The sequence below is a fragment of the Streptomyces europaeiscabiei genome (genome assembly GCF_036346855.1).
Classification (GTDB): domain Bacteria; phylum Actinomycetota; class Actinomycetes; order Streptomycetales; family Streptomycetaceae; genus Streptomyces; species Streptomyces europaeiscabiei.
In genome coordinates this window covers 9,932,467-9,957,638 of the sequence record NZ_CP107841.1, presented here as the reverse complement: position 1 = coordinate 9,957,638, position 25,172 = coordinate 9,932,467, and the positions used below count along the sequence as shown (strand labels likewise).

Annotated in this window: 16 protein-coding genes and 2 pseudogenes; 9 read left to right on the top strand and 9 right to left on the bottom strand. The window is 68.8% G+C overall.

What is annotated here, in order from left to right; translation table 11 throughout:
* The first annotated feature begins 42 nt into the window (after positions 1-42).
* Together OG858_RS43220 and OG858_RS43215 are read left to right on the top strand one after the other, a co-directional pair.
* Positions 43-2,214 carry a beta-galactosidase gene (locus OG858_RS43220; RefSeq protein ID WP_319065286.1) on the top strand — a complete coding sequence of 724 codons (2,172 nt, stop codon included), beginning with the start codon at positions 43-45 and terminating at the stop codon, positions 2,212-2,214.
* A gap of 116 nt (positions 2,215-2,330) precedes the next feature.
* A complete protein-coding gene (locus tag OG858_RS43215; protein ID WP_319065467.1) occupies positions 2,331-4,082 on the top strand; it encodes an RICIN domain-containing protein in 1,752 nt (583 codons plus the stop codon).
* Positions 4,083-4,209: 127 nt separating this feature from the next.
* Here OG858_RS43215 and OG858_RS43210 read toward each other — a convergent pair whose 3' ends face one another.
* Entirely contained in the window at positions 4,210-4,713 is a 504-nt protein-coding gene (locus OG858_RS43210) for an HAD domain-containing protein (RefSeq protein WP_086747125.1), read from the bottom strand.
* A gap of 51 nt (positions 4,714-4,764) precedes the next feature.
* Positions 4,765-4,866, bottom strand: a pseudogene (locus OG858_RS43205) (helix-turn-helix domain-containing protein); the annotation flags it as partial.
* Between the two features lie 334 nt (positions 4,867-5,200).
* Between OG858_RS43205 and OG858_RS43200 the strand changes: the two are divergent.
* From OG858_RS43200 to OG858_RS43180, 5 genes and pseudogenes are all read left to right on the top strand, one after another.
* Positions 5,201-6,373 (top strand): ATP-binding protein, encoded by a 1,173-nt coding sequence (locus OG858_RS43200; protein ID WP_256960248.1) that lies wholly within the window; start codon positions 5,201-5,203, stop codon positions 6,371-6,373.
* A 156-nt stretch (positions 6,374-6,529) separates the two neighbouring features.
* A pseudogene (locus OG858_RS43195) lies at positions 6,530-7,094 on the top strand (methyltransferase domain-containing protein); the annotation flags it as partial.
* Between the two features lie 73 nt (positions 7,095-7,167).
* Positions 7,168-7,830: a lysophospholipid acyltransferase family protein gene (locus OG858_RS43190; protein WP_086747127.1), complete on the top strand. Its 663-nt coding sequence runs from the start codon at positions 7,168-7,170 to the stop codon at positions 7,828-7,830.
* 303 nt (positions 7,831-8,133) lie between these two features.
* Positions 8,134-8,334, top strand: coding sequence for a hypothetical protein (locus OG858_RS43185; RefSeq protein WP_319065287.1), 201 nt, complete (start codon positions 8,134-8,136; stop codon positions 8,332-8,334).
* A 319-nt stretch (positions 8,335-8,653) separates the two neighbouring features.
* Positions 8,654-8,800: a hypothetical protein gene (locus tag OG858_RS43180; protein ID WP_179200850.1), complete on the top strand. Its 147-nt coding sequence runs from the start codon at positions 8,654-8,656 to the stop codon at positions 8,798-8,800.
* A 711-nt stretch (positions 8,801-9,511) separates the two neighbouring features.
* On the opposite strand, the gene OG858_RS43170 is transcribed toward OG858_RS43180, so the two are convergent.
* The 7 genes from OG858_RS43170 to OG858_RS43140 form a co-directional block, all read right to left on the bottom strand.
* Positions 9,512-12,448: a discoidin domain-containing protein gene (locus OG858_RS43170; protein ID WP_328543869.1), complete on the bottom strand. Its 2,937-nt coding sequence runs from the start codon at positions 12,446-12,448 to the stop codon at positions 9,512-9,514.
* Between the two features lie 90 nt (positions 12,449-12,538).
* On the bottom strand, positions 12,539-14,011 hold the full coding sequence (locus OG858_RS43165) for a glycoside hydrolase family 32 protein (protein ID WP_086747123.1): 1,473 nt from the start codon (positions 14,009-14,011) through the stop codon (positions 12,539-12,541).
* Positions 14,012-14,128: 117 nt separating this feature from the next.
* On the bottom strand, positions 14,129-16,426 hold the full coding sequence (locus OG858_RS43160; protein WP_319065468.1) for a glycoside hydrolase family 3 N-terminal domain-containing protein: 2,298 nt from the start codon (positions 16,424-16,426) through the stop codon (positions 14,129-14,131).
* 187 nt (positions 16,427-16,613) lie between these two features.
* On the bottom strand, positions 16,614-17,501 hold the full coding sequence (locus OG858_RS43155; protein WP_086747626.1) for a carbohydrate ABC transporter permease: 888 nt from the start codon (positions 17,499-17,501) through the stop codon (positions 16,614-16,616).
* Between the two features lie 6 nt (positions 17,502-17,507).
* Positions 17,508-18,494: a carbohydrate ABC transporter permease gene (locus OG858_RS43150; RefSeq protein ID WP_086747627.1), complete on the bottom strand. Its 987-nt coding sequence runs from the start codon at positions 18,492-18,494 to the stop codon at positions 17,508-17,510.
* 34 nt (positions 18,495-18,528) lie between these two features.
* Positions 18,529-19,827 (bottom strand): extracellular solute-binding protein, encoded by a 1,299-nt coding sequence (locus OG858_RS43145; protein WP_319260133.1) that lies wholly within the window; start codon positions 19,825-19,827, stop codon positions 18,529-18,531.
* 394 nt (positions 19,828-20,221) lie between these two features.
* Positions 20,222-21,235 carry a LacI family DNA-binding transcriptional regulator gene (locus OG858_RS43140; protein WP_086748053.1) on the bottom strand — a complete coding sequence of 338 codons (1,014 nt, stop codon included), beginning with the start codon at positions 21,233-21,235 and terminating at the stop codon, positions 20,222-20,224.
* 541 nt (positions 21,236-21,776) lie between these two features.
* On the opposite strand from OG858_RS43140, the gene OG858_RS43135 reads away from it, so the two are divergent.
* Together OG858_RS43135 and OG858_RS43130 are read left to right on the top strand one after the other, a co-directional pair.
* Positions 21,777-24,338, top strand: coding sequence for a GH32 C-terminal domain-containing protein (locus OG858_RS43135; protein ID WP_328543870.1), 2,562 nt, complete (start codon positions 21,777-21,779; stop codon positions 24,336-24,338).
* A 321-nt stretch (positions 24,339-24,659) separates the two neighbouring features.
* Positions 24,660-25,151 (top strand): nucleotidyltransferase domain-containing protein, encoded by a 492-nt coding sequence (locus OG858_RS43130; RefSeq protein WP_328545261.1) that lies wholly within the window; start codon positions 24,660-24,662, stop codon positions 25,149-25,151.
* Positions 25,152-25,172: the final 21 nt, after the last annotated feature.

Sequence of the window (25,172 nt, the reverse complement as noted above, 5' to 3'; positions counted from 1 at the left end):
CGTACCACTCCCCCCCACTCTTTCTCTCGGAGGTTCTTCTTCATGGCGGCTCTGCCTGACCGCGTCCTGTTCGGCGCCGCGTACTACCACGAGTACCAGCCGTACGAGCGGCCCGCCGAACGTCTCAAGACCGACCTGGACCTGATGGCCGACGCGCATGTCTCCGTCATCCGGGTCGGGGAGTCGGTGTGGTCGACCTGGGAGCCGGAGAACGGCAGGTTCGACCTCGACTGGCTCCAGCCCGTCCTGGACGGCGCCCACGAGCGCGGCATCTCCGTCGTACTCGGCACCCCGACCTATGCCGCACCGCCGTGGCTGGCCCGCCAGTACCCGGAGATCACGGCCGAGCGGCGCACCGGTGAGCGCATGGGTTGGGGCGCCCGCCAGGAGATCGACTTCACCCACCCGGCCTTCCGCTTCCACGCCGAGCGGGTCATCCGCAAGATCGTCGCCCGGTACGCCGACCACCCCGCCGTCATCGGCTTCCAGGTCGACAACGAACCCGGTCTGCACCTCTTCCACAACCACGGGGTCTTCCAGCGCTTCGTGGACCACCTGCGCGAGAAGTACGGCGACGTGGAGACCCTCAACCGTGAATGGGGCCTGGTCTACTGGTCCCACCGGCTGTCCACCTGGGCCGACCTGTGGACGCCGGACGGCAACGAACAGCCTCAATACGACGTCGCCTGGCGGGAGTTCCAGGCCCGGCAGGTCACCGACTTCATCGGCTGGCAGGCCGACCTCGTCCGCGAGTACGCCGCGCCCGAACAGTTCGTCACCACCTGTATCTCCTACACCCGCCAGGGGGTGGAGGACGACGAGCTGACCGACCGCATCGACGTCGCCTCCGGCAACCCGTACTACGACATGCAGGACGGCCTGCTCCTCCCGGACCCCACCCCCGACGGCCACGAGCAGAAGTGGAAGACCACCGGCGTGTGGTCGCTGTACCAGACCGCCGACTGGATGTTCTCCTCCCGCCAGGAGCCGTTCCTCGTCACCGAGACCAACGCCGGCTCGATCGGCATGGCCTGGGACAACCGCCCCGGCTACGACGGCCAGTGGCGGCAGGCCGCCTGGGCGCTCGTCTCGCGCGGCGCCCGGATGATCGAGTACTGGCACTGGCACACCCTGCACTTCGGCGCCGAGACCTACTGGGGCGGCATCCTCCCCCACACCGGGCAGCCCGGCCGCACGTACGCCGAACTCGCCCGCCTCGGCGCGGAGTTCGAGACGGCCGGCTCCCTCGTCGCCGGACTCGAACCGGACGCCGACATCACGATGGTGTACTCGACGCCCAGCAAGTGGCTCATGCAGAAGTACCCGCCGCTCGCCAAGCCCGACGGCGAGCCCGACCCCACGGCCTACCACCGCATCTTCGACCCCTTCTACCGGGGAGCCTTCGACGCGGGCCGCCAGGTCCGTATCGTGCACGCCCGTCAGCTGCACGACCCGAGCGGTGACCGGGAGGGCCTGTCGCCCGAGGAGGCCGTCCGCCGCCACCCGGTCCTCGTCGTCCCGGCGCTGTACATCGCCGCCGACTCGACCCTCGACTGGCTCGCCGCCTACGCCCACGCGGGAGGCCACCTCGTTCTCGGCCCCCGCACCGGCTACGCCGACCACGAGGCCCGCGCACGCGCCGAACGGGCCCCCGGGCGCCTCACGGAGGCCGCGGGCGTCGGCTACGACGAGTTCAGCAACCTCGCGCGGGAAGTGCAGGTGCGACCGGCGCCCGGCGGACCGCTCCACCTCCCCGAGGGCGCGACGGCGACCCGCTGGGCGGACGGTCTGACCACCACCGACGCCGATGTGCTGGTCACCTACGACCACCCGCACTTCGGCCGCTGGCCCGCCGTCACCACCCGCCGCCACGGCGCGGGGCGCGTGACCACCGTCGGCACCGTCCCCGGGCGCGATCTCGGCCGGGCGCTGGCCGAGTGGCTGACACCGTCCGCCCGCCACGCCTGGCACGACCTCCCGGCGTCCGTGACCGCGACGACCGGCACCTCACCCGACGGCCGCCGCGTCCACATCGTCCACAACTGGGCCTGGGAGCCCGCGAGCGTTCCCGCCCCGGTGTCCCTGTCCGACGCGCTGACCGGCACGTCCGTCCCGGCGGGAGCGTCGCTGGAACTCGGGCCGTGGGACGTGCGCGTGCTCGTCTCCACCGGCACCGACACCGACACCGACACCGACACCGCTTCCGAAGCCTGAGGCTTTGCAGCCTGAGGCCCAAGACCCCCGACCGTCCCTGTTCCATCCCCGAAGGAGTGGCTGTGCACAGAAGAAGACTCGGCAGAGCGCTGGGCGGCGTCGTCGGAGTATCGGCGATGCTCGCGATACCGATGACCGCCGCCCAGGCGTACAACCCGACGGGCGGGACCGTGTACCAACTCGGCAGTGAACCGTGCCTCAAGGGGCGGGGCAACTGCGCGGTCTACCCCAAGTCGGCGCAGCTGCCGAGCGGGCGCCTGGTCGCGTCGTTCGAGAAGTCCACCGTCGTGACGGCGACGGGGAGCGCCGACCGGCAGACCCTGCCGGTGTACAAGAGCGACGACGACGGAACGACGTGGCAGCCGCTCGCCGAGGTCAAGGCCCCGGCGTACCTGTCCGAGGATCCCCGCTACGCGAAGTACACGAGCAACTGGACGAACCCGTTCCTGTACGTGCTGCCGGAGCGCGTCGGCGATCTGAAGGCGGGCACGCTGCTCCTGGCGAGTGTCGTGTCGGGCGACGACCAGTACTACAAGGAGCGCAAGGCGGCCGACCCGAACTGGACGCCGTCCAACGACGGGGACCGCGGCGACATGGCGATCGCCCTGTACTCCAGCACCGACGACGGCGTGACGTGGCAGGTGGTCAACGTCGTCGCGACCGGCGGCTGGCAGGGCGGCAGCGCGGGCGCGGTCGGCCAGAACATCGCGAGCGCGAACAAGTACAAGCAGGTGGATCCCCTCTGGGAGCCGTACCTGATGGTCCACAGGGGCAAGCTCGTCTGCTACTACTCCGACGAGAACGACTACCTCGGCTTCGATCCGGCCACCGGCGTCCCGAAGCTCGACCCGGCGAACGACACCGCCAAGGACTCGCACGGCCAGATCCTGGTCCACAAGACCTGGAACGGCAAGAGCAAGAAGTGGAGCGAGCCCGTCGTCGACATCGCCGGGCTGACGGAGGACATGGGCGGCGGCAAGACGGAGATCGGCGGCGGCCGGCCCGGAATGACGACGATCGTCCCGACGGCGGACGACAAGTGGCTGCTCACTTACGAGTACTGGGCCGGCGGGGCCAACACCCGGTACCGGATCGCGGACGACCCGCTGAAGTTCTTCCGCGGTTCCCCCACCGGCATGGGTGTCGACGCGCTGCCGGTCGTCGCCGGCTCCCGTCCCCTCGCGGCGGGCGGCAGTCCGGTCCTCATCGGGCTCCCCGACGGACGCCTGGTGTACAACGCCGCAGGCAGCGGCAACGTCTGGGTCAACGACAGCGGGCGCTCCGACGGTGTGTGGAAGGAGTACCAGACGACCTCGCGGGCCGGCTACAGCCGGAACCTTCAGTACGTGGAGGGCACCGGCCGCATCGTGATCCTCAACAACCAGGGCACGTCTGTCATCGCGCACGCCGAGGTCGATCTCGGCCACTCCGACGGCGCCTACCAGCAGTTGGTGAACCGGAAGACCGGCCAGGTGATCGGCACCGGGAACAACAGCACCGACGCGAACATCGGCAACGGGGACACCCCCGACGTCGTCCTCGAGGACGCCGGAGCGGCCGCGGACCCGGACACCCAGTACTGGCATGTCGTCACCAAGTCGGGCGGCGGCGTGACACTGCTCAACAAGTCGGGCGGCCGGGCGGCGGCGATCTGGACGGGCAACGCGACGGCCGGCCAGCGGATCGGCCAGTGGGTCGACGACAGCACCACGGGCACGTGGAACGTCGTCAAGTCCGCGAACGGCCACGTCAAGCTGCAGTCGGTCAAGAACAAGGACCTCTACCTGACCGGCACGGCCACCGACGCGCCTCTCACCTTGCAGAACGCGACCACGGACGGTTCCCAGGACTTCGAACTCGTCCCGTAGTACCTCTCCGAGTCGCACGTCGACCGGTGGTGGGGCGTACCGCCCGGGGCGGCACGCCCCACCACCGAGTACTTCGGCCGCGCCAGGAGAACGGGGCCTGTCCCCGCCCCGGGCGGCGGGCGTACCTTCACACTCCGCCCAACCATCCCTGGAGCACGGTGAAATCCGTCCGGGTCAGGCCCACTTCGGGTTCGACGCGGTGGAGGAGGGCCCGGCCTCGGTGGTGTCGTGACACCCAGGCGCGATCGAGGTGGGTGATCTCGTCGTCGACCCAGATGAACGGGCGTCCGGCCGCTTCTCGGACGAGGGCCCGGGTCTTCCAGTGCAGCAGGTCCGCGCCGTCCTCCTCCGGCGCCTGAGGCAGATCCACGACCGGCAGCGCCGGCAGCCCCAGGAGCGGGGCCATGACCTCGTTGGCGTCGTGCATCCATGCGGTGGCCCACATCAGCACGCAGGGCAGGCGCAGCAGGCGCGGACCGTGGGCGAGGTCGATCTTCGCCAGCTGCGGATTCGACGTGTGCTGCCAGTCGACCCACTCTTCGGCCGCCGACGGGAGCCGCGCTCCCCCATAGGGCAGGAGCGTTCCGTCGACGTCCAGGAAGAGCAGCGGGCGCTCCGTGTGATCAGTCATGTTTCCCAACGCAGCAATCCCCCGGCCGGATTCGAGCCCTTCGCAGAGCGCGGCGAGGGTAGCGAAGCGGACCGCCTCGGCCCGGCCGTTCTCGAGCACCGCCAGGTTGGCGGGCGTGATTCCGACGCGCTCCGCGAGTTCGCCCACGGACATCTTTCCACTGCTGGTCGCCGACGCCCCGGGCAGTGTCGATGTGGTCCTGGACGTGTCGGGGCGGATGCTCGCGGTCACTCCGCCGACGGCGGTCGACGGAGTCCGCGGTGGCACCGGAATCGGGGGCCTCAGGTCCGCCCGGAACAGAGGCGTACGCGGCCTCGGCGGCCTCCCGGCCGCGATTTGGCCGTCGTTCGCAAGCCCTTGCCCCACGGCCTCCCACCACGCGCTCACCCGCCCGTCCACGCCTTCGCCAAACAGCCTCTGACCTGGCTCTTTCCATGAATTCGCCTAGGCTGACGACGTCTGCTGAACTCCATCGGAGGGGGACTTGGTGAGTGAGAAAGACGTCGGATACGACGCCGCCCACATCGAGGTGCTGGAGGGACGGGATGCCATTCGGAAGCGGCCCGGTATGTACGTCGGCTCGACCGGCGAACGCGGCCTCTACCAGATGCTGTTCGAGGTCGCCGACCGGGCGGTGAACGAGGTGGTGGCCGGCCGCGCCGGATCCGTCGATGTCGTCCTCACGGCCGACGGCGGCGTGCGGGTCGCCGACGACGGGCCGGGCCTGCCCGTCGAGGCCGCCGGTCACACCGGCGGTCCCGGTCTCGAAACCCTGCTGACCGGTATGACCACGCGGGAGTCGCCCGACAACCGCCACGCCGTCCACCTGGGGCTCTTCGGTATCGGACCTTTCGTCACCAACGCCCTCTCCAGCCGCCTGACGGCCGAGGTGCGGCGCGACGGCGTCCGGTGGGTCCAGGAGTACACCCGCGGCGTCGCCGTCACCCGCCCCACCGCGGCGGGTCCGACGACCCGAAGCGGGACCACCATCGCCTTCTGGCCCGACGCCGACGTCTTCGAGACCGTGCAGTACTCGTCCACCGTGCTGGCGGACCGCTTCAGGGAACTGGCCTTCCTGAACCGGGGTCTGGACATCTCGTTCACCGACGAGCGCTCCCCTGGAGAGTCCCGGTCGGCGCGATTCCGGTTCCCCGGTGGGACACGGGACTTCGTCGCCTTCCTCGACTCGCGAACGGAGCCCCCCGTCCACCCGGACGTCATCACCATCGAACGGGAGGACCCACGGATGGCGGGGACCGTGGAGGTGGCCCTGCGATGGTGCGCCGGTCACGAGGAACAGGTCCGGAGCTTCGCCAACAGTCGGCCCACCCACGAAGGAGGCACGCATGTGGCGGGGTTCCGCGACGGCTTGGCGGCCGCGGTCGACGCGTACGCGCGCCGACGGCACCTGCTCACGGCGGCGGACCCCGATCTCGACGCCGACCGGATCGGCGAGGGCCTGACGGCGGTCGTGTCGGTGAAGCTGGACCGTACGGAGTTCTCAGGCGCCACGCGGAGCCGGCTCGACGGTGCGGAAGTGCGTGCCTGTGTCGCGGAAGCAGTCCGAGAAAACCTCGGCACATGGCTGGAGACACATCCGGAACAGGCCACGGCCGTCATCGACCGGATCGTCCGGGGCCTCCCGGGCCTCCGGGGGTAGATGTCGACCGACCGGGCCCGAGCGCAGCGGGGACCGTGCTGTGCGGGGGCGTTCTCGTCGGGATCGGGATCGAGGGGGCGGTGGCCGGCGTCGGCGACCGCCCCGGCATGTACGACCAGGTCGATGTCGTGGATGGCCTCCGCGACAGCACCGCAGGTCGAACTCCGCCGCCACGACGTCGCCGCCGACGAGTCACCGCACGGCCCCTTCGACCTCGTCCACGCCCGACTGGTCCTCGTCCACGTCGCCGACCGCGAGCGGGCCCTGCGCGTGATGACGGATGCCCTGCGCCCCGGCGGGTGGCTCCTGCTGGAGGATGCCGACCCCGCGCTCCAGCCGTGGTTCTGCCCCGACGAATCCGGCCGGCGAGCAGCGGCTGGCCAACAAGCTCCGCCACGGCTTCCGCGAGCTCCTCGCCGAGCGCGGCGCGGAGCTGTCGTACGGCCGCCGCCTCCCACGCCTGTTGCGCGAGGCGGGCCTGACCAACGTCCGGGCGGACGCCTACTTCCCTGTCACCGGCCCGGCCTGTGGGGCGCTGGAGACGGCCACCGTGCGACAGGTGCGCGACCGGTTGGTGGCCAAGGGCCACGCGACGCGGGCGGAGATCGACACCCACCTCACCAACATCGCGGCGGGCGGCCTGGACCTGGCGACGTCCCCGATGATCTCGGCCTGGGGACGTAGACCCGTGTCGTCTGGGTACGGCCGGCCCCGAAGTTGAGTACGAACACTCAGGATCCGCGCGGCGAGCACGCCGACGATGGGGATCTGCCTCGCCAAGCCCGGGAGATCCCATGTTCAGCCGCCTCGCCGACGTCCTGGTACCCACCGTCGGCCGTCTCACGGTGACCGTCGACGCCGGATCCGCAGTGGCGCCGGGCAGCATCGTCGCCGCGAACCACACCTCGCTCGCCGATCCCGCCATCGTTCTCGCCGCGCTGCACCGCCTCGGCGTCCAGCCGGTCGCCATGGGCGCCGCGGGCCTGTGGCGCATCCCCCTGCTCGGCCGTGCGCTCGCCCGCGAGGGGTACGTCCCCGTGTACCGCGGCGACCCGCGCGCCGCCGACGCGCTCGACCTCGCCGCCGACGCGCTGGCGGAGGGCCGGACGGTCCTCATCTACGCCGAGGGCGGGATCCCACTGCGCAAGGACTCCGCCGAAGCCGCGCCCGGAGCATTCCGCAGCGGCCTGGCCCGGCTCGCCGAACGCACCGGCGCACCCGTCGTCCCGGTCGGCCAGGCAGGGGCACGCCGGGTCACCTCGGGAAGCACGGCCAAGCAACTCGCGGGGCTGGTCACCGCCCCGCTGCGCCGCCCCGATCTGCACGTCCACGTCGGAGCACCGCTCACCCTCACCGGCGACCACTCCACGAACACGGAGCAGGCACACGCCGCGGTGACGGCCGCCTGGCGCACAGCGGCCGCCCACCTCGGCGAACCGGCCGCGCTCGCCGCGTAACGGGTCGGGCCCAGGGAACGGTTACGGCGTCGGCCGGGGAGCCGACCCTGCGGGATTCGCACCACCGGCTGACGGCACTCGACTCCCCGGCCCGGATGGAGCTGAGCCGCCATCTGCCGGGCGAGCCCATCACCACCTCGGACCCTCGCAGGTACGCCACCGGTCGGCCACGGATGTCGTCCGGCGTCCGGCGTCCGGGCCATGCACCACTCACGGCACGGCTCCCGTCCGGTCGTCGTCAGCGCAGGCCGGGGCCATGGCGTGAACCGCGCCCCCGGCACCACGGCCTGCGCCGATCGCGCCATGGGCACGGACGTTGCAGCCATGCTGACGCCGCCGCTGTACCAGTACGCGTACGACGAGGGGCTGGGCACGGTCTACACCGCCCACTACCGGCCCTCGGAGGGCCGCGTGACCTATCACTGGCCCGGCGAGTCCTGGGAGCAGTCCTTCGCGGGCTTCGCCCCGGGATCCCGCGCCGTGCTCCTCGGCCGGGAGGTCTGACGCCTTCGCGGCGAGGGCTCATGACCCCCGGACACCTCAGGACCGCCAGGTCCGTCAGCACGCGTAAACCGCTCCCGTGTGGCCCTGGTCATGGGGGACTATGGTCGGCATGACGACTTGAAGAGCACACAACGAGCGGCTGATCTGGCGAAAGGTCGCGACCTGGGACACGGTCGTCGACGGGGACCGGCGGGTCTGTGCCGACTGCCGGACGCCCGTCCGCTCGTACAAGTATCGCTTCTACCCGCCCGAGTCCGCCTGGTTCGAGCGCTGCATCGGGCTCGCGTGGTGTACCGGCTGCCGGATCTACTGCGGCTCGATGGTCCATGTGCCCCGCACACAGGTCATCGTCGACCCGTCGGCCTCGTTGCCCGACGACGAGCGAGAACGCCTCGTACGGAGCGAGGTCAGGCTGATCAAGTTCCTGGAGCGGCAGGCCCGGGATGTGACTTCGATCGATAGGTGACCCCGTGCCCTCGGGCGTCGATGAGGTCGGCGAGCTGCGAGGATCTGCAGTTGTCCCCCGTGAGGATCGACAGGTGGCCCCAGCGAGCCCTGTCCTTCTAGTTTCACGCTTTCAGGCAGCGTATGTCCGACGGACGGTCAGACAAACTAGAATCCCCTCTGACCAGCAAGAATGAGGATTGTCGAGGTCCTTGGTGGCCGTGTTCGGGGCGGGTGGCCTCCGACCCGAACACGGCCGACTGATGAGCAAGCTGTCGTCGGCGCGGGCAGCGGGCCCTGGCCGCGCTGCGCACCGCCCGCGCCGAAGTGCGCGACTGTGTCTGGCGGTTGGCCGGTGAAGCGGCGCCGGACGCGGGTGAGCATGTGATCGTGGACCCTGGATGGCGCCCTCGTCCTGGCGCACTCCGAGAAGCAGGACGCCGCCGCGACCTGGAAGAAGACCTTTGGGCACGACCCGCTGATGGGTTCGTCGACCACGGCCGGGTCGGGTTCGGCGAACCCGTCGTGGGCCTGTTGCTGTCCGGCAACGCGGATGTCGACGGCATAGCCGATGCGCGTACTCGGTGCGCTGCGGGCTCGAAGTCGCCACGGGCACCCGGAAGTGCCTCGTCCACGGGAACAAGGACATCAGCACTCCCTGTTCCCGCCGACAAGAGGCACTTCCTCTGCGCCGGGGGCAAAGGTCGACGGTCGCCCTACAGGAAAGCCGGGGTCAGTTGTAGACGTTGAATTCTGCGACTGACCACCAGCTACGCGCAACGTTGCCGGTGTTGACGATTTTGATGTGGCGAGCCGTCTGCGTCGGGAAGGAGATCAGGTGGACTCGTTGGCCGTCCGCCACGGAAGAGACCTTGGTCCAGTCGGTTCCATCCGTGGATACGTATACGTCTGCGCTCCGCGCATAGTCACTGACGCTGCCGCCGACATCCAGCACGATCCTGTCGAAGGCCTGAGTCTGCCCCATGTCCACTTGGATCCAGAGGCCGTCGTACTGCCCTGTTCCGGAGCTGTACCGGGTGTCGGAATTGCCATCGAGCATGTTTCCGGGCGCATCCCACTGACTCGCGTCCGAAGCCTTTGCGGTCCAGCCCGTCCGCGGCAGTGCAGAACCTAGATCGATGACCTCGAACGATGATCGTCCTGCGTCTGCTCCGCTGGCCCCCTTCACGGAAACCGTGACCTTCCCCGCCGGAAGTCCCTTCGGAACGTAGGCGCTGATGCTCGTGTCCAACCAGGTGTCTATTTCGGCATAGCTCGATCCGAAATACACCGTGCCCAGCCCCTGTGCATCGCCGAAACCAGAGCCGCGAATCATGAACTTGGAGCGCGGCATGCCTTGACCCGGCTTCAGATCGCTGAAGGCCGGCGATGGGAAGCTCGACAGCTTCTTGGTGGTGAACATCGCCGAGGTGCCGCTTGGCAGCGTATACGTGTACGAGCCGTCGGTGGATATCTTGAAGCTCTTGCTGTCGGTGGTCCCGTTGAATACTGCGGTGACCTGCTCCCCTTCCTTGCTGGTCCAGTTCTTCAACTGGAGGCCGTTGGATACCGCTGCCGGAGCCGTGATCGAGCCGGTTCCACGCGCGGACCCGTACACCTCGATGTCGCCGATGGACCACCAGAAGCCGGAGGCCGCGGTACTGACGACGCGAATGTGCTGTGCCGTTCGGGTCGGCAACGTGACGGCTATCTTGCCGATGCCTCCGCTGCCGCTCGCAATCGCGCTGCCCCAATCGGCACCGTCGTCCGAAACGTAGATCTGATACTTGGTGACGTAGTCGAACGAGTTGTTCACGCCGGTGTCGATGACGATTTTGTTGAAGCTCGTGGGGCTCCCCAGGTCGATCTGGAACCAGTCGCCGCTCGTGGGTCCGTGCCCGAGATTCCACCGCGTGTCGATGTCGCCGTCGATCGCGTTCGCGGCCACCCCCCAATCCGCCTGCGCCGAAGCCGTAGCGGTCCACTTGCTGCGGCTCAGCGCCCTTCCCGTCGTCCGGACGGAAGCTCCGATCGGCAGGGAGTACGTGACCAGCTTGTTTCCGGTGCGGACGGAGTTCTGGTAGGGCAGCAGTGCCGGGTCGTACGTGACGGTGACCGGGCCGGATGCCGACTTGAAGGTGAAGTCGTGTGTCGGGTCCGAGACCTTGGTCGCTGCGGGAGTACGGCCGCTCTGCGCAGGTCCGGAGTACGTGAAGGTGACGGCGTCGCCGGCGTTCAGGGTGTAGTCGAACGAGTGTGTCCCGTCCGCGACGCTGAAGGTTTTCGCCGCGCTCCCCGAGTTGTGGGCGATCAGGACCTTCGATCCGTCCGGGTTCTGGAACGCGACGTTCTCTACGCTTCCTTCGCCGAAGGTGTTCGAGTAGATCCGACGTGCTCCGGGCTTGACGAACCTGCTGGCGTGAGCGAGGGCGTGGTAGTCCACGTTGTAGGTCACCCGTCCGTCGGCCGGGTCGATCGTGAGCAGGCCCCGCAGCATGGGTATACCGGCGGTGTCACTGTTGAGCGGGCCCCGATCGGGGTCGAGTGCGATGTTCCACAGCATCACCCCGTTCGCCCAGTTGCGCGTGCCGTTGATGATCCACGTACCCAAGGCTTCACTGAACGCCGTCTGGTCGCTGTCCTGCCAAACGCCTCCGGTGGCTTCCGTGATGAACGTTTCCTTGCTCGGGTAGTCGTTGTGGACCACTGTCTGGTACTTCGGGTTGCCGCTGTAGATGTGCCACCCGGTTCCCGCGGTGTACTTGGAGGCTGCAGGGTCGCTGAAGATCGTCTCCGGATACGAGGGCACGTCCCAGTTGTGGTCCCAGGCCAGGATCTTCGTGGAGATTCCGTTGGCTTCGAACGCCTTGCCGATCTCCTGGATCAACTCCGCTTCCTGGTACGCGGACAGGAACATTCCGGGCCAGGTGGGTGTACCCATGGGTTCGTTCTGCGGGGAAATGTAGGAGATGGGTACGCCGGCTTCGCCACAGGCCTGGATGAACTTGACGAAGTAGTCGGCGAGCGCGGAGGTGTACTCGCTCTTGAGGGTGCCTCCGATCATGGAGTCGGAGGTCTTCATCCAGCCTGGTGGGCTCCACGGGTTGGCCATGATCTTGATGGACGGGTTGAGTGAGAGGGCCTGCCGCAAGGCCGGAATGATGTACGGCACGTCGTGCTGGATGGAGAAGTCGGACAGCGTCGGGTCCGATTGACCGGCGGGCATGTCGTCGTAGGAGTAGTTCCCGGACGCGTTGAAGTCCGTGGCGCCCATCGGGGAGCGGAGCAGACTGAGGCCGATTCCCTTCGAGGGATCGAACAGCTTCTTCATCAGCTTGGTCCGCTCGGCGGTGGACAGCTTGTCGATGAGCCAGGCGGAGGAGTCGGTCATGGCCGCGCCGAAGCCGTGGACCTTCTGGTACTTGACGCTGTCGTCGATCTTGATCGTGAGCGGGTTGGCCGTTCTCTTCGCCTTGAACAGCACATCGTCCTGGCCGGCGACCCGCTTGTCGGCCGATACGTCCGTCAGCCACACGCGGACGGAACTGCCGCGTGCGGTCTGCTTCGGTTGCGGGGCGGCGATGGCGTTGCCGGAAACCGAGGTCCAGGCGGCGGCGACACCGACGGCGGTGGCCAGGAACTGGCGTCGTCCGAGACCGTATGAGCTCATGGAAGATCCTCCTTCGGACCTGCTTGTTCAGTACTTGGGAGAGCGGGTGGGACATTGCCGAGGTGGGGGATCGACCGGTTGGAGTCGGTTCTACGGCGCCGCCGGAGCCGGCTCTGCGGCGCCGGTGCTCGGCTCCTTGATCACGAGCGGGTGCAGCTCCCACGCGTCGACCGCGAAGCCGAGGCGCGTACCCGGGGCGGTGCGGGCCTGAAGTCGCCACGGGCTCTGCCCTGTGGGGTAGAAGCGCAGGGTGAGGACCTGGCCGGTGGTGGTCAGGAAGATTTCGGCGATGGAGTGGTCGACGACCACGCGCAGCTCGACCGCCTGACCAATGGGGCAGGGCATCCGGTAGGAGCCGCCGCGGGCCCGAGTATCCAGTGAGGCGTGGTCACGGTCGACGACCAGTTCGCCCGCGTCGGCATCGAGGCGGATGTCGAGGTACTCGGAGCCGTCCGGGGTGGTGAGCAGCCGCAGACCGGCGTTTCCGGTCGGCTCCAGACGGGCCGTCAGGTCGAAGGCGCGGCCCACGCTGCCGAGGTCCACCGGCTGCGGGCCGTGCGTCGCGCCTTCGGCGTGGATGGTGTGTTCGCCGCGCAGGGCGAGCAGTTCGGTGGCGGGCTGCTGGCGCAGTGTGCCGTCGCCGTGGACATGGATCTCGCGGGGCAGGGTGAGGACGCCGGCCCATCCGTCCGCGACGGCCCAGGCTTCGTCGCGGGCTTCCCATGACCAGCCCCACAGCAGCCACCGGTTTCCCGGTGCGCGCAGGAGAGCGGGCGCGTAGCAGTCGGGGCCGTGGTCGGCGAGTACCGCTGGGCCGGCCTCGAAGTGGCCGTCATGTTCTTCGCCGATCAGGGCCGCGACCCTCTGCGGACCGGTGGGTTCGGTCCAGGTGCTGACGATGAGGGCGCCGGGTCCGTCGGCTGCCGGGAGGTATTGGGGGCATTCCCAGCCCTCGCCGGTGAGCAGGTCGGTACCACCGATGGGCTCCGGACGGCGGGCCGCGAAGGGCCCCCGGTAGGTCCAGTTCTCCAGGTCGGGTGAGTCGTAGAGAAGGGCGGCGGCGCGGCCGTCCGCGAGGGCGGCGCCGACCAGCATCCGCCGGCCGTCGCCGTCCTGCCAGACGTACGGGTCGCGGTACATGGCGCAGCCCTCGGGCAGCTCGGGGATGAGCAGTTCGCCGCGCGGGCGGAAGCTGTTGCCGCCGTCGTGGGAAATGGCGCAGGTGACCGGCTGGTGCTGGAACGAGCGGTCCTCGCGGTGCGCGGAGTAGAAGGCGACCAGCCGGTCGCCGTCGGAGACGGCGTTGCCGGAGAAGCAGCCGTCGGCGTCCACGCCGTCGGGGTTCGGGGACAGGGCGATCGGCAGCGGCTCCCAGGTCAGCAGGTCGGGGCTGCGGAAGTGGCCCCAGTGCATGTTCGCGTGGGTCGCTCCGGACGGGTTGTACTGGTAGCACACGTGGTAGTAGCCGTCGTGGAAGACCAGCCCGTTGGGGTCGTTGATCCAGTTGCGGGGCGGGCGCAGGTGCGCGACGGGGTGGTGCGGATCGCGGGGTGAGGTGGACACACGCGTGCCTTTCCGTATGTCAGAGCGGCCGGGTCGGATGGGTCCCGCCCCGCCGGCCCTCTGGTTCGCGGGGCGGCGGGCCGACGGGGCGGGGGTCTTCAGGCCCGGTTGAGGGCTTCAGGTCCGGATGCGGAATCCCGCGCTCAGCTGGTGCTCCCGCCGTGAGCTGGGGCCGACGCGGAGCATGAACTCACCTGCTTCGACCACTCGGCGGTTGTCGGCCGTGACGAGTGAGCACTGCGCGGCAGGGATGCCGAGGTGGACGTCCAGGCTTTCGCCGGGAGGGATGGAGACCTGGGTGAATCCCATCAGCTCCTGCTCGGCCCAGGTGACGCTGGTGGTCAGGTCGCTGATGTACGCCTGGACCGTTTCCAGAGCCGGACGGCTGCCGCTGTTGGTGAGGCGCACCGTGGCGTCGACGGTGCCGTCGACGGGGACGTCCGGAGCGTGCACGACGAGGTCGGAGTAGGTGACGGTGGTGTAGGTGAGGCCCTCGCCGAACGCGAACAACGGGTCTTGGGTGAGGTCCGCGTAGCGCTCCCCGTGCTGGCCTCGCACCTGGTTGTAGAAGACCGGTTGCTGCCCGACGTGGCGGGCGAAGGAGACCGGGAGCCGGCCGCTGGGTTCGACGAGGCCGAGGAGGAGTTCGGCGATCGCGCGGCCACCGCGCATGCCCGGGTTGAACGCCTCGATGAGTGCTGCCGCGTTCAGTGCCGACTCCGGGAGAGCGCTCGGCTTCGACTGGACCAGTACGACGATCACGGGGGTGCCGGTGGCGGCGACCGCGTCCAGCAGAGCGATCTGGCTTCCTTGGAGGTCGAGCGTGGCCGTCGAGCGCGTCTCGCCCGTGAGGGCGATGCTGTCCCCCACGACCACGACGGCGTAGTCGGCGGCCGCTGCTGCGGCGACAGCCTCCCGAAGCTGCGCCTGATCGACCGGGGCGGGGGTGAAAACGGGCGGCAGCGGCTGGCCGTCTGGCCCGGTGGACCACTCGGGGGCGTGGGCGGGGCTTGCGATGTCGGCTCCGCGGGCGTGCGCGACGGTCCAGTCGGCGGGTGCGACGGCGCGAAGGCCGTCGAGCACCGTCTCCACCGTCTCGCGGGGATGGCCTTCGGGCATCCACGGGACCTGGCCGGTGGCGCCCGCCCAGTCGCCGAGCATGGCTTCCGGGCTGTCGGCGTTGGGGCCGATGACCGCGATCGTCCGCGGGGTGCCCTGGCCCCCGGCGCGGCCGGTTCCGTCCGAGGTCAGCCCGCCCTCGAAGGGCAGGATGCCCTCGTTGCGCAGCAGCACCAGGGAACGACGGGCTGTTTCGAGGTTGAGGTCGGCGTGGGTGCGGCAGCCGATCACCTGCGCCTGCCGTTCGGGGTCGGGGGTGCGGGGGTCCTCGAAGAGTCCGAGCTCGAACTTCAGCCGCAGAACCCGCCGTACCGCGTCATCGATCTGTTTCTCCTCGACCAGGCCGCGGGCGACCGCCTCCTGCGCGCCCTCGAAGAACTGCGGCGTGGCCATGATGAGGTCGTTCCCGGAGTTGACGGCGACCGCCGCCGCCTCGACGTGGTCGGCGCAGGTTCGCTGGTCGTAGACCATCCGGCCGACGTTGTCCCAGTCGGTCACCAGCGTCCCGGTGAAGCCCCACTCGCCCTTGAGCACATCGTTGATCAGCCACTGGTTCGCGGTGATGGGCACGCCGTCGATCGACTGGTACCCGAGCATGAAGCCGCGGCAGCCGGCCCGGACCGCCTGCTCGAACGGGGGCAGGAACCACGAGCGCAGCTTGCGCGGGCTGAGATCGGCTTCGCTCGCGTCGCGCCCGCCCATGGTTTCGGAGTAGCCCGCGAAGTGCTTGGCGTACGCCAGCACGGCGGTCGGGTCGCTGAGGCCCTCGCCCTGATAGCCGCGCACCATCGCCGCCCCGAGTTCACCGATCAGGAACGGGTCCTCGCCGAACGTCTCGTTGATCCGGCCCCAGCGCAGGTCCCGGGTGATGCACAGCACCGGGGAGAACGTCCCGTGGATTCCGGTCGCCGCGATCTCCGTCGCGGCCACGCGTGCCACCCGGTGGAGCAAGGAGGGGTCCCAGGTGCAGGCCATGGCCAGCTGTGTCGGGAAGATGGTGGCGCCCGGCCAGAACGAGTGGCCGTGGATGCCGTCGTCGGCTGTCAGCAACGGAATGCCGAGCCGTGTCCGCCCGGCCAGTTCCATGGCCTGCGGCATCAGCTCGGGAGACACGTGCAGGACCGATCCGGCGAGTTTGGCCGACACGATGTCGGCCAGGTCCCCGTGTTGTGCGTCGAGCATCAGCAGCTGCCCGACCTTCTCCGGCAGGGTCATCCGTGACAGCAGATCCTCGATCCTCGCTTCCACGGATGATTCCGGATCCAGGTACGCCGCAGAGCGGACCAGCTGTCCCACGTTGTTCTCCAAGAGATGAGTCGTCACAGGTAAGAGAGTTGGTTGGCGACTTCGAGCGCTTCGTCGCAAGGACGCTGCCGTCTGCCGTGGTGGAGCTCGGACCGGCGCGGCGGGGCTCGCGCGCTGCCTGCCCGCCGCCCCGGACGGAACCGGTGCGGCAGGGGGCGGCGCGGTGGGAGCAGAGGTGTCACTTCAGGCCGGTGGTGGCGATGCCGGCGATGAACTGGCGCTGGAAGAGGAGGAAGACGATCATCACCGGCAGCAGGACGATCACGGCGCCGGCGAGCAGGATGCCGAAGCGGGTGAAGGACTGTCCGCTGCTGGCCAGGGCGAGGCCGACGGGGAGGGTGTACTGGCTCTCGTTCTGGGCCACGACCAGGGGCCACAGGAAGTTGTTCCAGGAGCCGAGGAAGGTGATGATCCCGAGGGTGGCGAGGGCCGGCTTGGTCAGCGGCAGGATGATCTTCGCGAAGATGGCCAGTTCGCGGCAGCCGTCGACGCGGGCGGCGTCGATCAGCTCGTCGGGCAGGGTGGAGATGAACTGCCGCATCAGGAACACCCCGAAGGGGCCGGCCAGGAACGGCAGGATCAGCCCGAGCATGGACCCGGTCAGCTGCATGTTGGACACCAGCACGTACAGGGGAACGAAGGTGACCAGCCCGGGGATCATGAGCGTCCCCATGACCAGCAGGAAAACGGCGCGCTGTCCGCGGAACTCCAGCTTGGCCAGGGCGTATCCGAGCATCGAGCAGAAGATGAGGTTCCCGGCGGTGACGGCGAGGGCCACGATCACGGAGTTGACGAACATGCTCGTGAAGTCGAGCGTGCTGAACAGCTCACCGTAGTTGGCGGTCGTGGGCGCCGTGGGGAGCAGGACGGGCGGGACGCTGCGGATGTCGGCCTCGGGTTTGAACGACCCGGACAGCATCCACAGGAACGGCGCGATCATCAGCAGCAGGGCGCCGGCGAGCGGCAGATACAGCCAGGGCTGACCCCAGGTCCGGCGGATGCGGCGGCGCCGCAGGATACGGTCCGTGCCCGGTTGTGCCGTGGGGAGAGTGGAGAGGGTGCTCATGAGGCATCAGTCCTTGTCTCGCAGCACGCGGAACTGCAGCACGGTCAGCGCCACGATGAGGACGAAGATGACGTAGCTGGCGGCCGACGCCATCTCGTAGTTGCCGTTGCCGAACTGTTTGTAGGCGTACAAGGTGGCCGAGAGGGTGGAGTCCAGCGGTCCGCCGTCGGTCATGACGAACGGTTCGTCGAAGAACTGCAGGTAGCCGATGCCGGTCGTGACGGCGGTGAGCAGCAGGGCGGGACGCAGGAGCGGGAAGGTGACGCGCCAGAACCGCTGCCAGGGCCCGGCGCCGTCGAGTTCTGCCGCCTCCATCAGGGACTGGGGCACGGACTGCAGCCCGGCCAGCATGATGATCATGACGGTGCCCAGGTTGCGCCATACGGCCATCAGGATCATGACGGGCAGGGCGAAGCGGGTGTCCGCCAGCCAGGCCGGGCCGTCGATCCCGAACCAGCCCAGGACGAGGTTCACCAGTCCCGCGCGGGGTTCGAGGAGCGTCTTCCACACCACGGCGACGGCCACGATGCTGGTGATCACCGGGAGGTAGAAGCCGACCCGGAAGACGGCCCGGAAGCGGCGGATGCCCCGGTCGAGGGCGACCGCCGCGGCGAGCCCGGCCGCCAGGGTGAGGGGCAGGGCCACCAGGACGAACACGGCGGTGTTGCGCAGGGCCGTGAAGAACTGATCGTCCTGGAAGAGCCGCACGTAGTTGTCGAAGCCGACGAACGACACGTTCAAAGGGGTGCGCAGGTCCGCGCTCTGTGTGTCGGTCAGACTCATCAGCAGCGACCACACCACCGGCAGCAGCATGAAGGCCGCAAACAGCGCGAGGAAGGGACCGGCGAGGAGCCAGGCGGCCCGGGCCTGCCTGCCGCGCGCCGGGCTCCGGAACGTGAGGCGTCGGCGATCGGCACTCCGCTCCGGCCCTCCGGTGTTCTGCTTGCCCGTGTCGCCCCGCCCGGGGAGCGTATTCGTGGACATGGATGTCATCCGTCCCTACGAGGGGTGCTCTTGGCGGTGGCGCTCAGCGGCCCGTGCCGATACTGGTGGCCTTGGACTGCAGCGTCTTCTGCACCTCGGCGACGCCGGCCTTGCCGAGGATCAGCTTCTCCAGTTCGGAGTCGATGGCGTCGGCGATCTGCTGCCAGGTCGTGATGGCGGGCGGTGCCTTGCTGACCTCGAGCTGCTCGGCGAACGCCTTCATGTTCTCGTCCTCGGTCAGCTTGCCCTCCGTCCACGCCTGGGGCGCGGGGGGCAGGCTGCCGGTGGCCTTGGAATAGGCCGCGAGATTGGCGGGCTCGGTCAGGAACTGGGCGAACTTCCATGCCGCGTCGGGGTTCTTGGCGTCCTTGAACACCGCCAGGTCGCTGCCGCCGGCGAACCCGGAGGGCTGCTCGGAGTACGGCACCGGCATGGTCTTCCACTTGCCGTCCAGTTCCGGGGCGTCCTTGTGGAAGCTGCCGCCGGCCCACGCACCCTCCTGGTAGACGGCGATCAGCCCGTCCCTGAAGCCCTGCACGTTGTCCGACCTGTCGGTCGGCGCCAGGCCCTGCTTCGGGACGCTCGCGTAGTACTCCAGCGCCTTGGCGACCTCGGGCGAGTCGAAGGTGAACTTCCCGGTCTTGGCGTCGTAGATGTCACCGCCCTGCTGCCACACCATCGGCACCCAGAAGATCCAGGAGTTGAAGCCCATCACCAGCCCGCTGGCGTGGCGCAGCTTGGGGTTCTCCTTGCCGGCGGTGGCCTGGATGGCCTCCAGGTCCTTCAGGTATCCGGCCCGGTCGCCCGCCAGGGCGCCCTTGATGCCGGCCTTCGTGGTGATGTCGGTCCGGTAGTAGATCGCTTGGGTGTCGGCGATGAACGGGACGCCGTAGGAGGTGTCCTTGTACTTGGTGGTGCCCCACTGGCCGGGGTAGAAGTCCGACGCCTTGATCGACGCCGGGGTGGCCTGGAAGGCGTTCATGGCGGCCATCTCGGCCATCCAGGTGCTCCCGACCATGGACATGTCCGGGGTGTTGCCACCGGCGACCGCGGTGGTCAGCTTGTCGTGGGCGGCGCTCCACGGGACCGCTGTGATCTTGACGGTCGCGTCCGGGTTCTCCTGCTCGAACTTCTTGGCCAGCTCCTTCAGGTCCTCGTCGGGGTCGCCCATGGACCACATGACCACGGTCCCCTTGGCCTTGCCCGCGGCTATCTCGGCGGGTGCGTCCTTGCCGGGGCCGGAGTCCTCGCTCCGGCCACAGCCGGTGGCCACCAGGGCGGCCGTGACGGTGACGCACAGGGTCTGGACGGTTCTGACAGCGTGACGGGTGGTGATACGCATGATGCGGCTCCTTGCCGTTGAGCGATACAGGCGCGGGGGGCTAAGGGTGAGAGCGGGCGGACGCCCGGATGGGCCGGCGCACGGGTGGGGTCCGTCCGCGGTGACAGCGGCATCGGCGGTCAGCCGCAGGGCGCGGCCGGGGCATCCGACGCGGAGTGGGTAGGGGCCGGGCGGGGTGTGCCAGGCGCGCCGTTCGGTGTCCCGGATCGGGAGCGCGCGAGCGGAAGGTGCTGGTGGGCGCCGCCGTGTGAACGCGGGCGCAGCTGCTACGTGGTGCGAGGAAGGCGAGGCCGAAGAGGTCCGCCGGGGTTTCGGGGAGACAGGGGCGGTGCGTCACTCACCGGCGACACACCGCCCGACCGCGAGGCGCCATCATGTGCGCCTCGCGATGACGTCAGATCGGTTCGGGCTCGGGCTGTAACGTCGAGCTGCGGATCACGAGGCTGGTGGGAATGACGCGCGAGGGGGCGGCCTCGGGCGATCTGCGCACGTGGTCGAGCAGCAGACGCGCCGCTGCCTCACCCATTTCGCGCATCGGCTGGCGGATGGTGGTCAAGGCCGGATAGGTGTACGACGCCAGCTCGACGTCATCGAAGCCCACCACGGCGACATCCCGCGGAATCCTGAGGCCGGCCTCGTGCAAGGCCGCGAGCACGCCGGCCGCCGAGGGGTCGTTGTGCCCGAAGACCGCGTCGAAGTCCACGCCGTCCGCGAGAGCTTGCGCCACCGCGCTCCGGGCGGTCTCGAACAGGAAGTCACCGCCGATGAGGCTGCGCGGGTCGAGCTCGATCCCGGCCTGCGCATAGACGTCGACGAAGCCGCCCAGCCGTTCCTGAGTACAGCCGTACTCCTCGGGACCGGTCACCACCAGAGGGCGACGGCGGCCGAGGTCCAGCAGGTGGCGCGCCGCCTGCTCACCGCCCTCTCGGTTGGTGGTGGCCACGTAGGGGAATCCCGGCCGCTGGAAGCGGTCGTCTATCAGCACCACCGGCAGTCCGGCCTCGTGCAGTTCCGTGATGGCTGCCAGGGCCCCCTCGGGCTCTATCACCAGCAGGCCGTCGAACGACTTGGCGGCGACCTGCAGGCCCAGCCTGCGCAGTGACTCCTCACCGCCGTTCACGGTCAGCATGCGCAGTCCGAAGCCCTCGGCCTCCAGCGTTTCGACGACCGCCTGCACGATGCCGGCCCAGGCCCAGGCCAGGTCAGGGACCAGCATGCCGATCATCTGGGTCGTGCCGCGTGCCAGCCCCACTGCCCCGGCGCTCGGCACATAGCCGAGCTCCGAAATCGCGTCGCGGACCTTCAAGACGGTGTCCTCGCTGATCTCGCCCTTGGCGTTCAGCACCCGCGAGACCGTCGTCTTGCTGACCCCGGCCCGCGTGGCCACGTCGGCGATAGTGACTCCCATGTCACCTCCCCTCCCTTCTTGCAGAGGCGGAAGACTTCCCTCCCGCACCGAAGGCCCGATCGTACAGAGACCCGTGCAACCGGTACCGGAAGCAGTCCCGGAACCGGTTTCGGAACCGGTTCCGGAAGTGAAGCACCGAGAGGCCTCACCGGTCAACACCCCGGAAACAACTCGTTAACGCAGCCGATCTCGGTCTCGCACGAGGCCGCGGAAACCTGCCGCTGCCACCCGAGCCACCGCTCTGACCTGCGCGGTTGCCGACTCCCACCCGCCGTGGCCGAGCTCATTGGCGCGGCTGCCGACCGCCGACGACGCCTGACGGACCGCAGAGCCGTCCCGGAACAATCACGCACGTACCGTTGACGCGCCGGCCGGATTGCCCTTCATAATCGGGCACTCGCTGTCATCGATGACATTCGTCGTCGCTGACACCCCAGTCGGCTGCGTGGACGTCGACGCCGCTGGGATGTCACTTTTCGGTCCGCCCGCGCCGGGGCCGCAGTCAGTGCTGCGCCGACGAGCCGCGGGACTAGGAGACACCATGAGCTCTGCACGCGTATCCCGGCATGCCCGCATACGGATGATGGCGGCGGTGGCGACCGTCTGCGCCCTGTCCGCAGCCCCGCTCGCCCCCCAGGCCGTAGCTGCCGACACCCCGCCGTACACCGAGACCTACCGGCCCCAGTTCCACTTCACCCCGGAGAAGAACTGGATGAACGACCCCAACGGCCTTGTCTACTACAAGGGCGAGTACCACCTCTTCTACCAGTACAACCCGAACGGCAACTCCTGGGGCGACATGTCCTGGGGCCACGCGGTGAGCAAGGACCTCGTGCACTGGAAGGAGCTGCCGCTCGCCCTGTCGCACGACGACGAGGAGATGGTGTTCTCCGGCAGCGCGGTCGTCGACCGGGACAACACCACCGGCTTCGGTACGAAGAAGAACCCGCCCATGGTGGCGATCTACACCAGCGCCTACAAGAACGGCGGCAAGCAGGCCCAGTCGCTCGCCTACAGCACCGACCGCGGCCGGACCTGGACCAAGTACCAGGGCAATCCCGTCATCGACATCGGCTCCAACAACTTCCGCGACCCCAAGGTCCAGTGGTACGCGCCGACCCAGAGCTGGCTGATGACGGTGTCGCTGTCCACCGAGCACAAGGTGCAGTTCTACTCGTCCAAGAACCTCAAGGACTGGAAGCTGCAGAGCGAGTTCGGGCCGGCCGGCGCGACCGGCGGTGTGTGGGAGTGCCCCGACCTGTTCCCCCTCGCGGTCGACGGGAACAAGAAGAAGATCAAGTGGGTCCTGGTCGTCAACATCAACCCCGGCGGTATCGCGGGCGGTTCGGGCTCGCAGTACTTCATCGGTGACTTCGACGGCAAGAAGTTCACCGCCGACGACAAGGGCACCTACACCCCGCCCACCGGCACGGTGGTGCAGGACTTCGAGGGCACCGATTTCGGTTCCTGGACGACCACCGGCACCGCGTTCGGTCAGGGACCGGCAACCGGGGCGGTGGACTGGCAGGGGGCGGTCACCGGCTTCGACGGCAAGGGCCTCGCCAACAGCTTCCACGGCGGTGACGGCGCCACCGGCACCCTCACCTCACCCGAATTCACCGTCGACAGCCCCTACCTGAACTTCAAGGTCGGCGGCGGACGTCACCCGCACGAGGCCGGAACCGTTATGGACACAACTCCGCCCGAGGGCACGGTCCTCGCCGACTTCGAAGGCGGCAGCTACGGCGACTGGACGGCGACCGGGGACGCCTTCGGCACCGCACCGGCCACCGGCACCCTCCCCGACCAGGGGCAGGTCTCCGGATTCCTGGGAGACGGGCTGGTCAACACCTTCCTGAACGGCGACTCGACCACGGGCACACTCACCTCGCCCGAGTTCACCATCGACAAGAAGCACATCAACTTCCTCATCGGCGGCGGCAACCACCCGGCCGACTCCGACAACCCCACCGCCGTCGAGCTCCTCGTGGACGGCCAGGTCGTCCGCAGCTCCACCGGAAAGGACGGCGAGGCACTCAACTGGGCCTCGTGGGACGTCGGTGAACTCGCCGGCAAGAAGGCGCAGATCAGAATCGTCGACAACAACAGCGGCGGCTGGGGCCACCTCAACGTCGACCACATCATGCTGTCCGACGCCTTGGCCCCGCGCGTCTCCCAGGAGACGTCCGTCAACCTGCTCGTCGACGGCGAGGTCGTCCGCAGCGCCACCGGCGCCGACAGCGAGGGCCTGGACTGGGCGTCCTTCGACCTGCGCCCGTACGCCGGCAAGAAGGCGCAGATCCAGGTCGGCGACATGAACTCCGCCGGCTGGGGCCACGTCATGGCCGACCGGTTCACCACCGCTGACAAGCCCGCCAAGTCCGTCGTACAGCGCGCCGACTGGACCGACTACGGCAAGGACTACTACGCCGCCGTGTCCTGGGAGAACGCACCGGGCGGCAAGCGCTACATGATCGGCTGGATGAACAACTGGGACTACGGCCAGTCCATCCCCACCTCCCCCTGGCGCAGCGCGCAGAGCATTCCCCGGGAAATGGCACTGCGCACGATCAACGGCCGGATCCGGCTGACCAGCAAGCCGGTGGGCAGCCTGGACTCCCTCCGCCACAACCGCCCGGCGGCGACCGCATCCGACGTCACCGTCAAGAGCACCTCCAAGCCCCTGATCGGCCCCGCGGCCAAGGGCAAAGCACTCGACATCGAGGCCACCTTCTCCCTCGAGGACGCCGACCGCTTCGGCCTGAAGGTCCGCACGGGCGCGAACGGCGAGGAGACCGTCATCGGCTACGACAGCACGACACAGGAGCTGTACGTCGACCGCACCCGCTCCGGCGCCGTGGACTTCAACAGCACCTTCCCCGGCGTCCAGACGGCACCCCTGAAGCCCAGGAACGGCAAGGTCAAACTGCGGATCCTCGTCGACTGGTCCTCCGTCGAGGTCTTCGGCGGCAACGGCGAGGCCGTGATCACCGACCAGATCTTCCCCGACCCCGCCGGCACCGGCGTCGAGGTCTTCGCCGAAGGCGGCACCGCCACCCTCAACCACATGCAGGCGTGGCGTCTGAAGTCCATCTGGCGGTGACGAGCCACGGGTCCGTGCGCCGGTCGGCCAGTAGCGGCTTCCGGCGCACGGCATTCGGCGGAGCAGGCGCCGAGAAGGCGGCGTGGAAGCAGTCCCCGCGGGTCGGAGCCCCTGCTGTGACTTTGATCGTCCTTTGATCGTCAGTTGGCGGATTTGATTCTTGGGGGCGGGCGATCGGTCCGGGTGACTGTGGGTGCGGTCAACTTCGAAGATGTGTTCTTGCTGCGCACGCCGAGCTCGCCCCTGCCACCACCAGCCAGCGGAAGGCTGACAGGAAAACGTTCGCGGCACTGGGCGGACGCTTCTAGCCTGTGTCAGGTGATGACAGCTGAAGACGTGTTGTTCGTCCTGGCCCTGCTACGACAGGCGAATGCGGACGTCTGGATCGGCGGAGGATGGGGGATCGACGCTCTGGTCGGCGAGCAGACGCGAACCCATCGGGACCTGGACCTGATGCACCGGCAGGACCAGGAAGACGTTGTGGTGGCGGCCCTCCATGAGGTCGGTTTCGTGGAGACCCTGAACTGGAGGCCCATCCGATTCGTGGTGACGGCACCGGACGGACGAGAGATCGACCTGCACCCGCTGGTCTTCGCCGACGACGGCTCAGCAGTGCAGGCGTCACCCGAACCCGAGCGTCCATTCACCTACCCGTCCTCGTGCTTCGTGACGGGCACCGTCCATGGGACGTCAGTCGCGTGCTTGTCCGCCGAACAGCAGGTCTACTTCCACCAGGGCTACGAGCCCTCGGAACGCGATCGTCACGACATGGCACAACTCCGCCGCGTTCACGGCATCGCAACGCACTTCTGATCCACGTCGGCGGGCGGAGAC

What these genes read in the sequence shown, in the direction of transcription:
- OG858_RS43220 (WP_319065286.1), top strand. Translation starts at nt 43, where the DNA reads ATGGCGGCTCTGCCTGACCGCGTCCTGTTCGGCGCCGCGTACTACCAC.
- OG858_RS43215 (WP_319065467.1), top strand. Translation starts at nt 2,331, where the DNA reads ATGCTCGCGATACCGATGACCGCCGCCCAGGCGTACAACCCGACGGGC.
- OG858_RS43210 (WP_086747125.1), bottom strand. Translation starts at nt 4,713, where the DNA reads ATGACTGATCACACGGAGCGCCCGCTGCTCTTCCTGGACGTCGACGGA.
- OG858_RS43190 (WP_086747127.1), top strand. Translation starts at nt 7,168, where the DNA reads ATGTTCAGCCGCCTCGCCGACGTCCTGGTACCCACCGTCGGCCGTCTC.
- OG858_RS43185 (WP_319065287.1), top strand. Translation starts at nt 8,134, where the DNA reads ATGGGCACGGACGTTGCAGCCATGCTGACGCCGCCGCTGTACCAGTAC.
- OG858_RS43180 (WP_179200850.1), top strand. Translation starts at nt 8,654, where the DNA reads ATGGTCCATGTGCCCCGCACACAGGTCATCGTCGACCCGTCGGCCTCG.
- OG858_RS43170 (WP_328543869.1), bottom strand. Translation starts at nt 12,448, where the DNA reads ATGAGCTCATACGGTCTCGGACGACGCCAGTTCCTGGCCACCGCCGTC.
- OG858_RS43155 (WP_086747626.1), bottom strand. Translation starts at nt 17,501, where the DNA reads ATGAGCACCCTCTCCACTCTCCCCACGGCACAACCGGGCACGGACCGT.
- OG858_RS43150 (WP_086747627.1), bottom strand. Translation starts at nt 18,494, where the DNA reads ATGACATCCATGTCCACGAATACGCTCCCCGGGCGGGGCGACACGGGC.
- OG858_RS43145 (WP_319260133.1), bottom strand. Translation starts at nt 19,827, where the DNA reads ATGCGTATCACCACCCGTCACGCTGTCAGAACCGTCCAGACCCTGTGC.
- OG858_RS43140 (WP_086748053.1), bottom strand. Translation starts at nt 21,235, where the DNA reads ATGGGAGTCACTATCGCCGACGTGGCCACGCGGGCCGGGGTCAGCAAG.
- OG858_RS43135 (WP_328543870.1), top strand. Translation starts at nt 21,777, where the DNA reads ATGAGCTCTGCACGCGTATCCCGGCATGCCCGCATACGGATGATGGCG.
- OG858_RS43130 (WP_328545261.1), top strand. Translation starts at nt 24,660, where the DNA reads ATGACAGCTGAAGACGTGTTGTTCGTCCTGGCCCTGCTACGACAGGCG.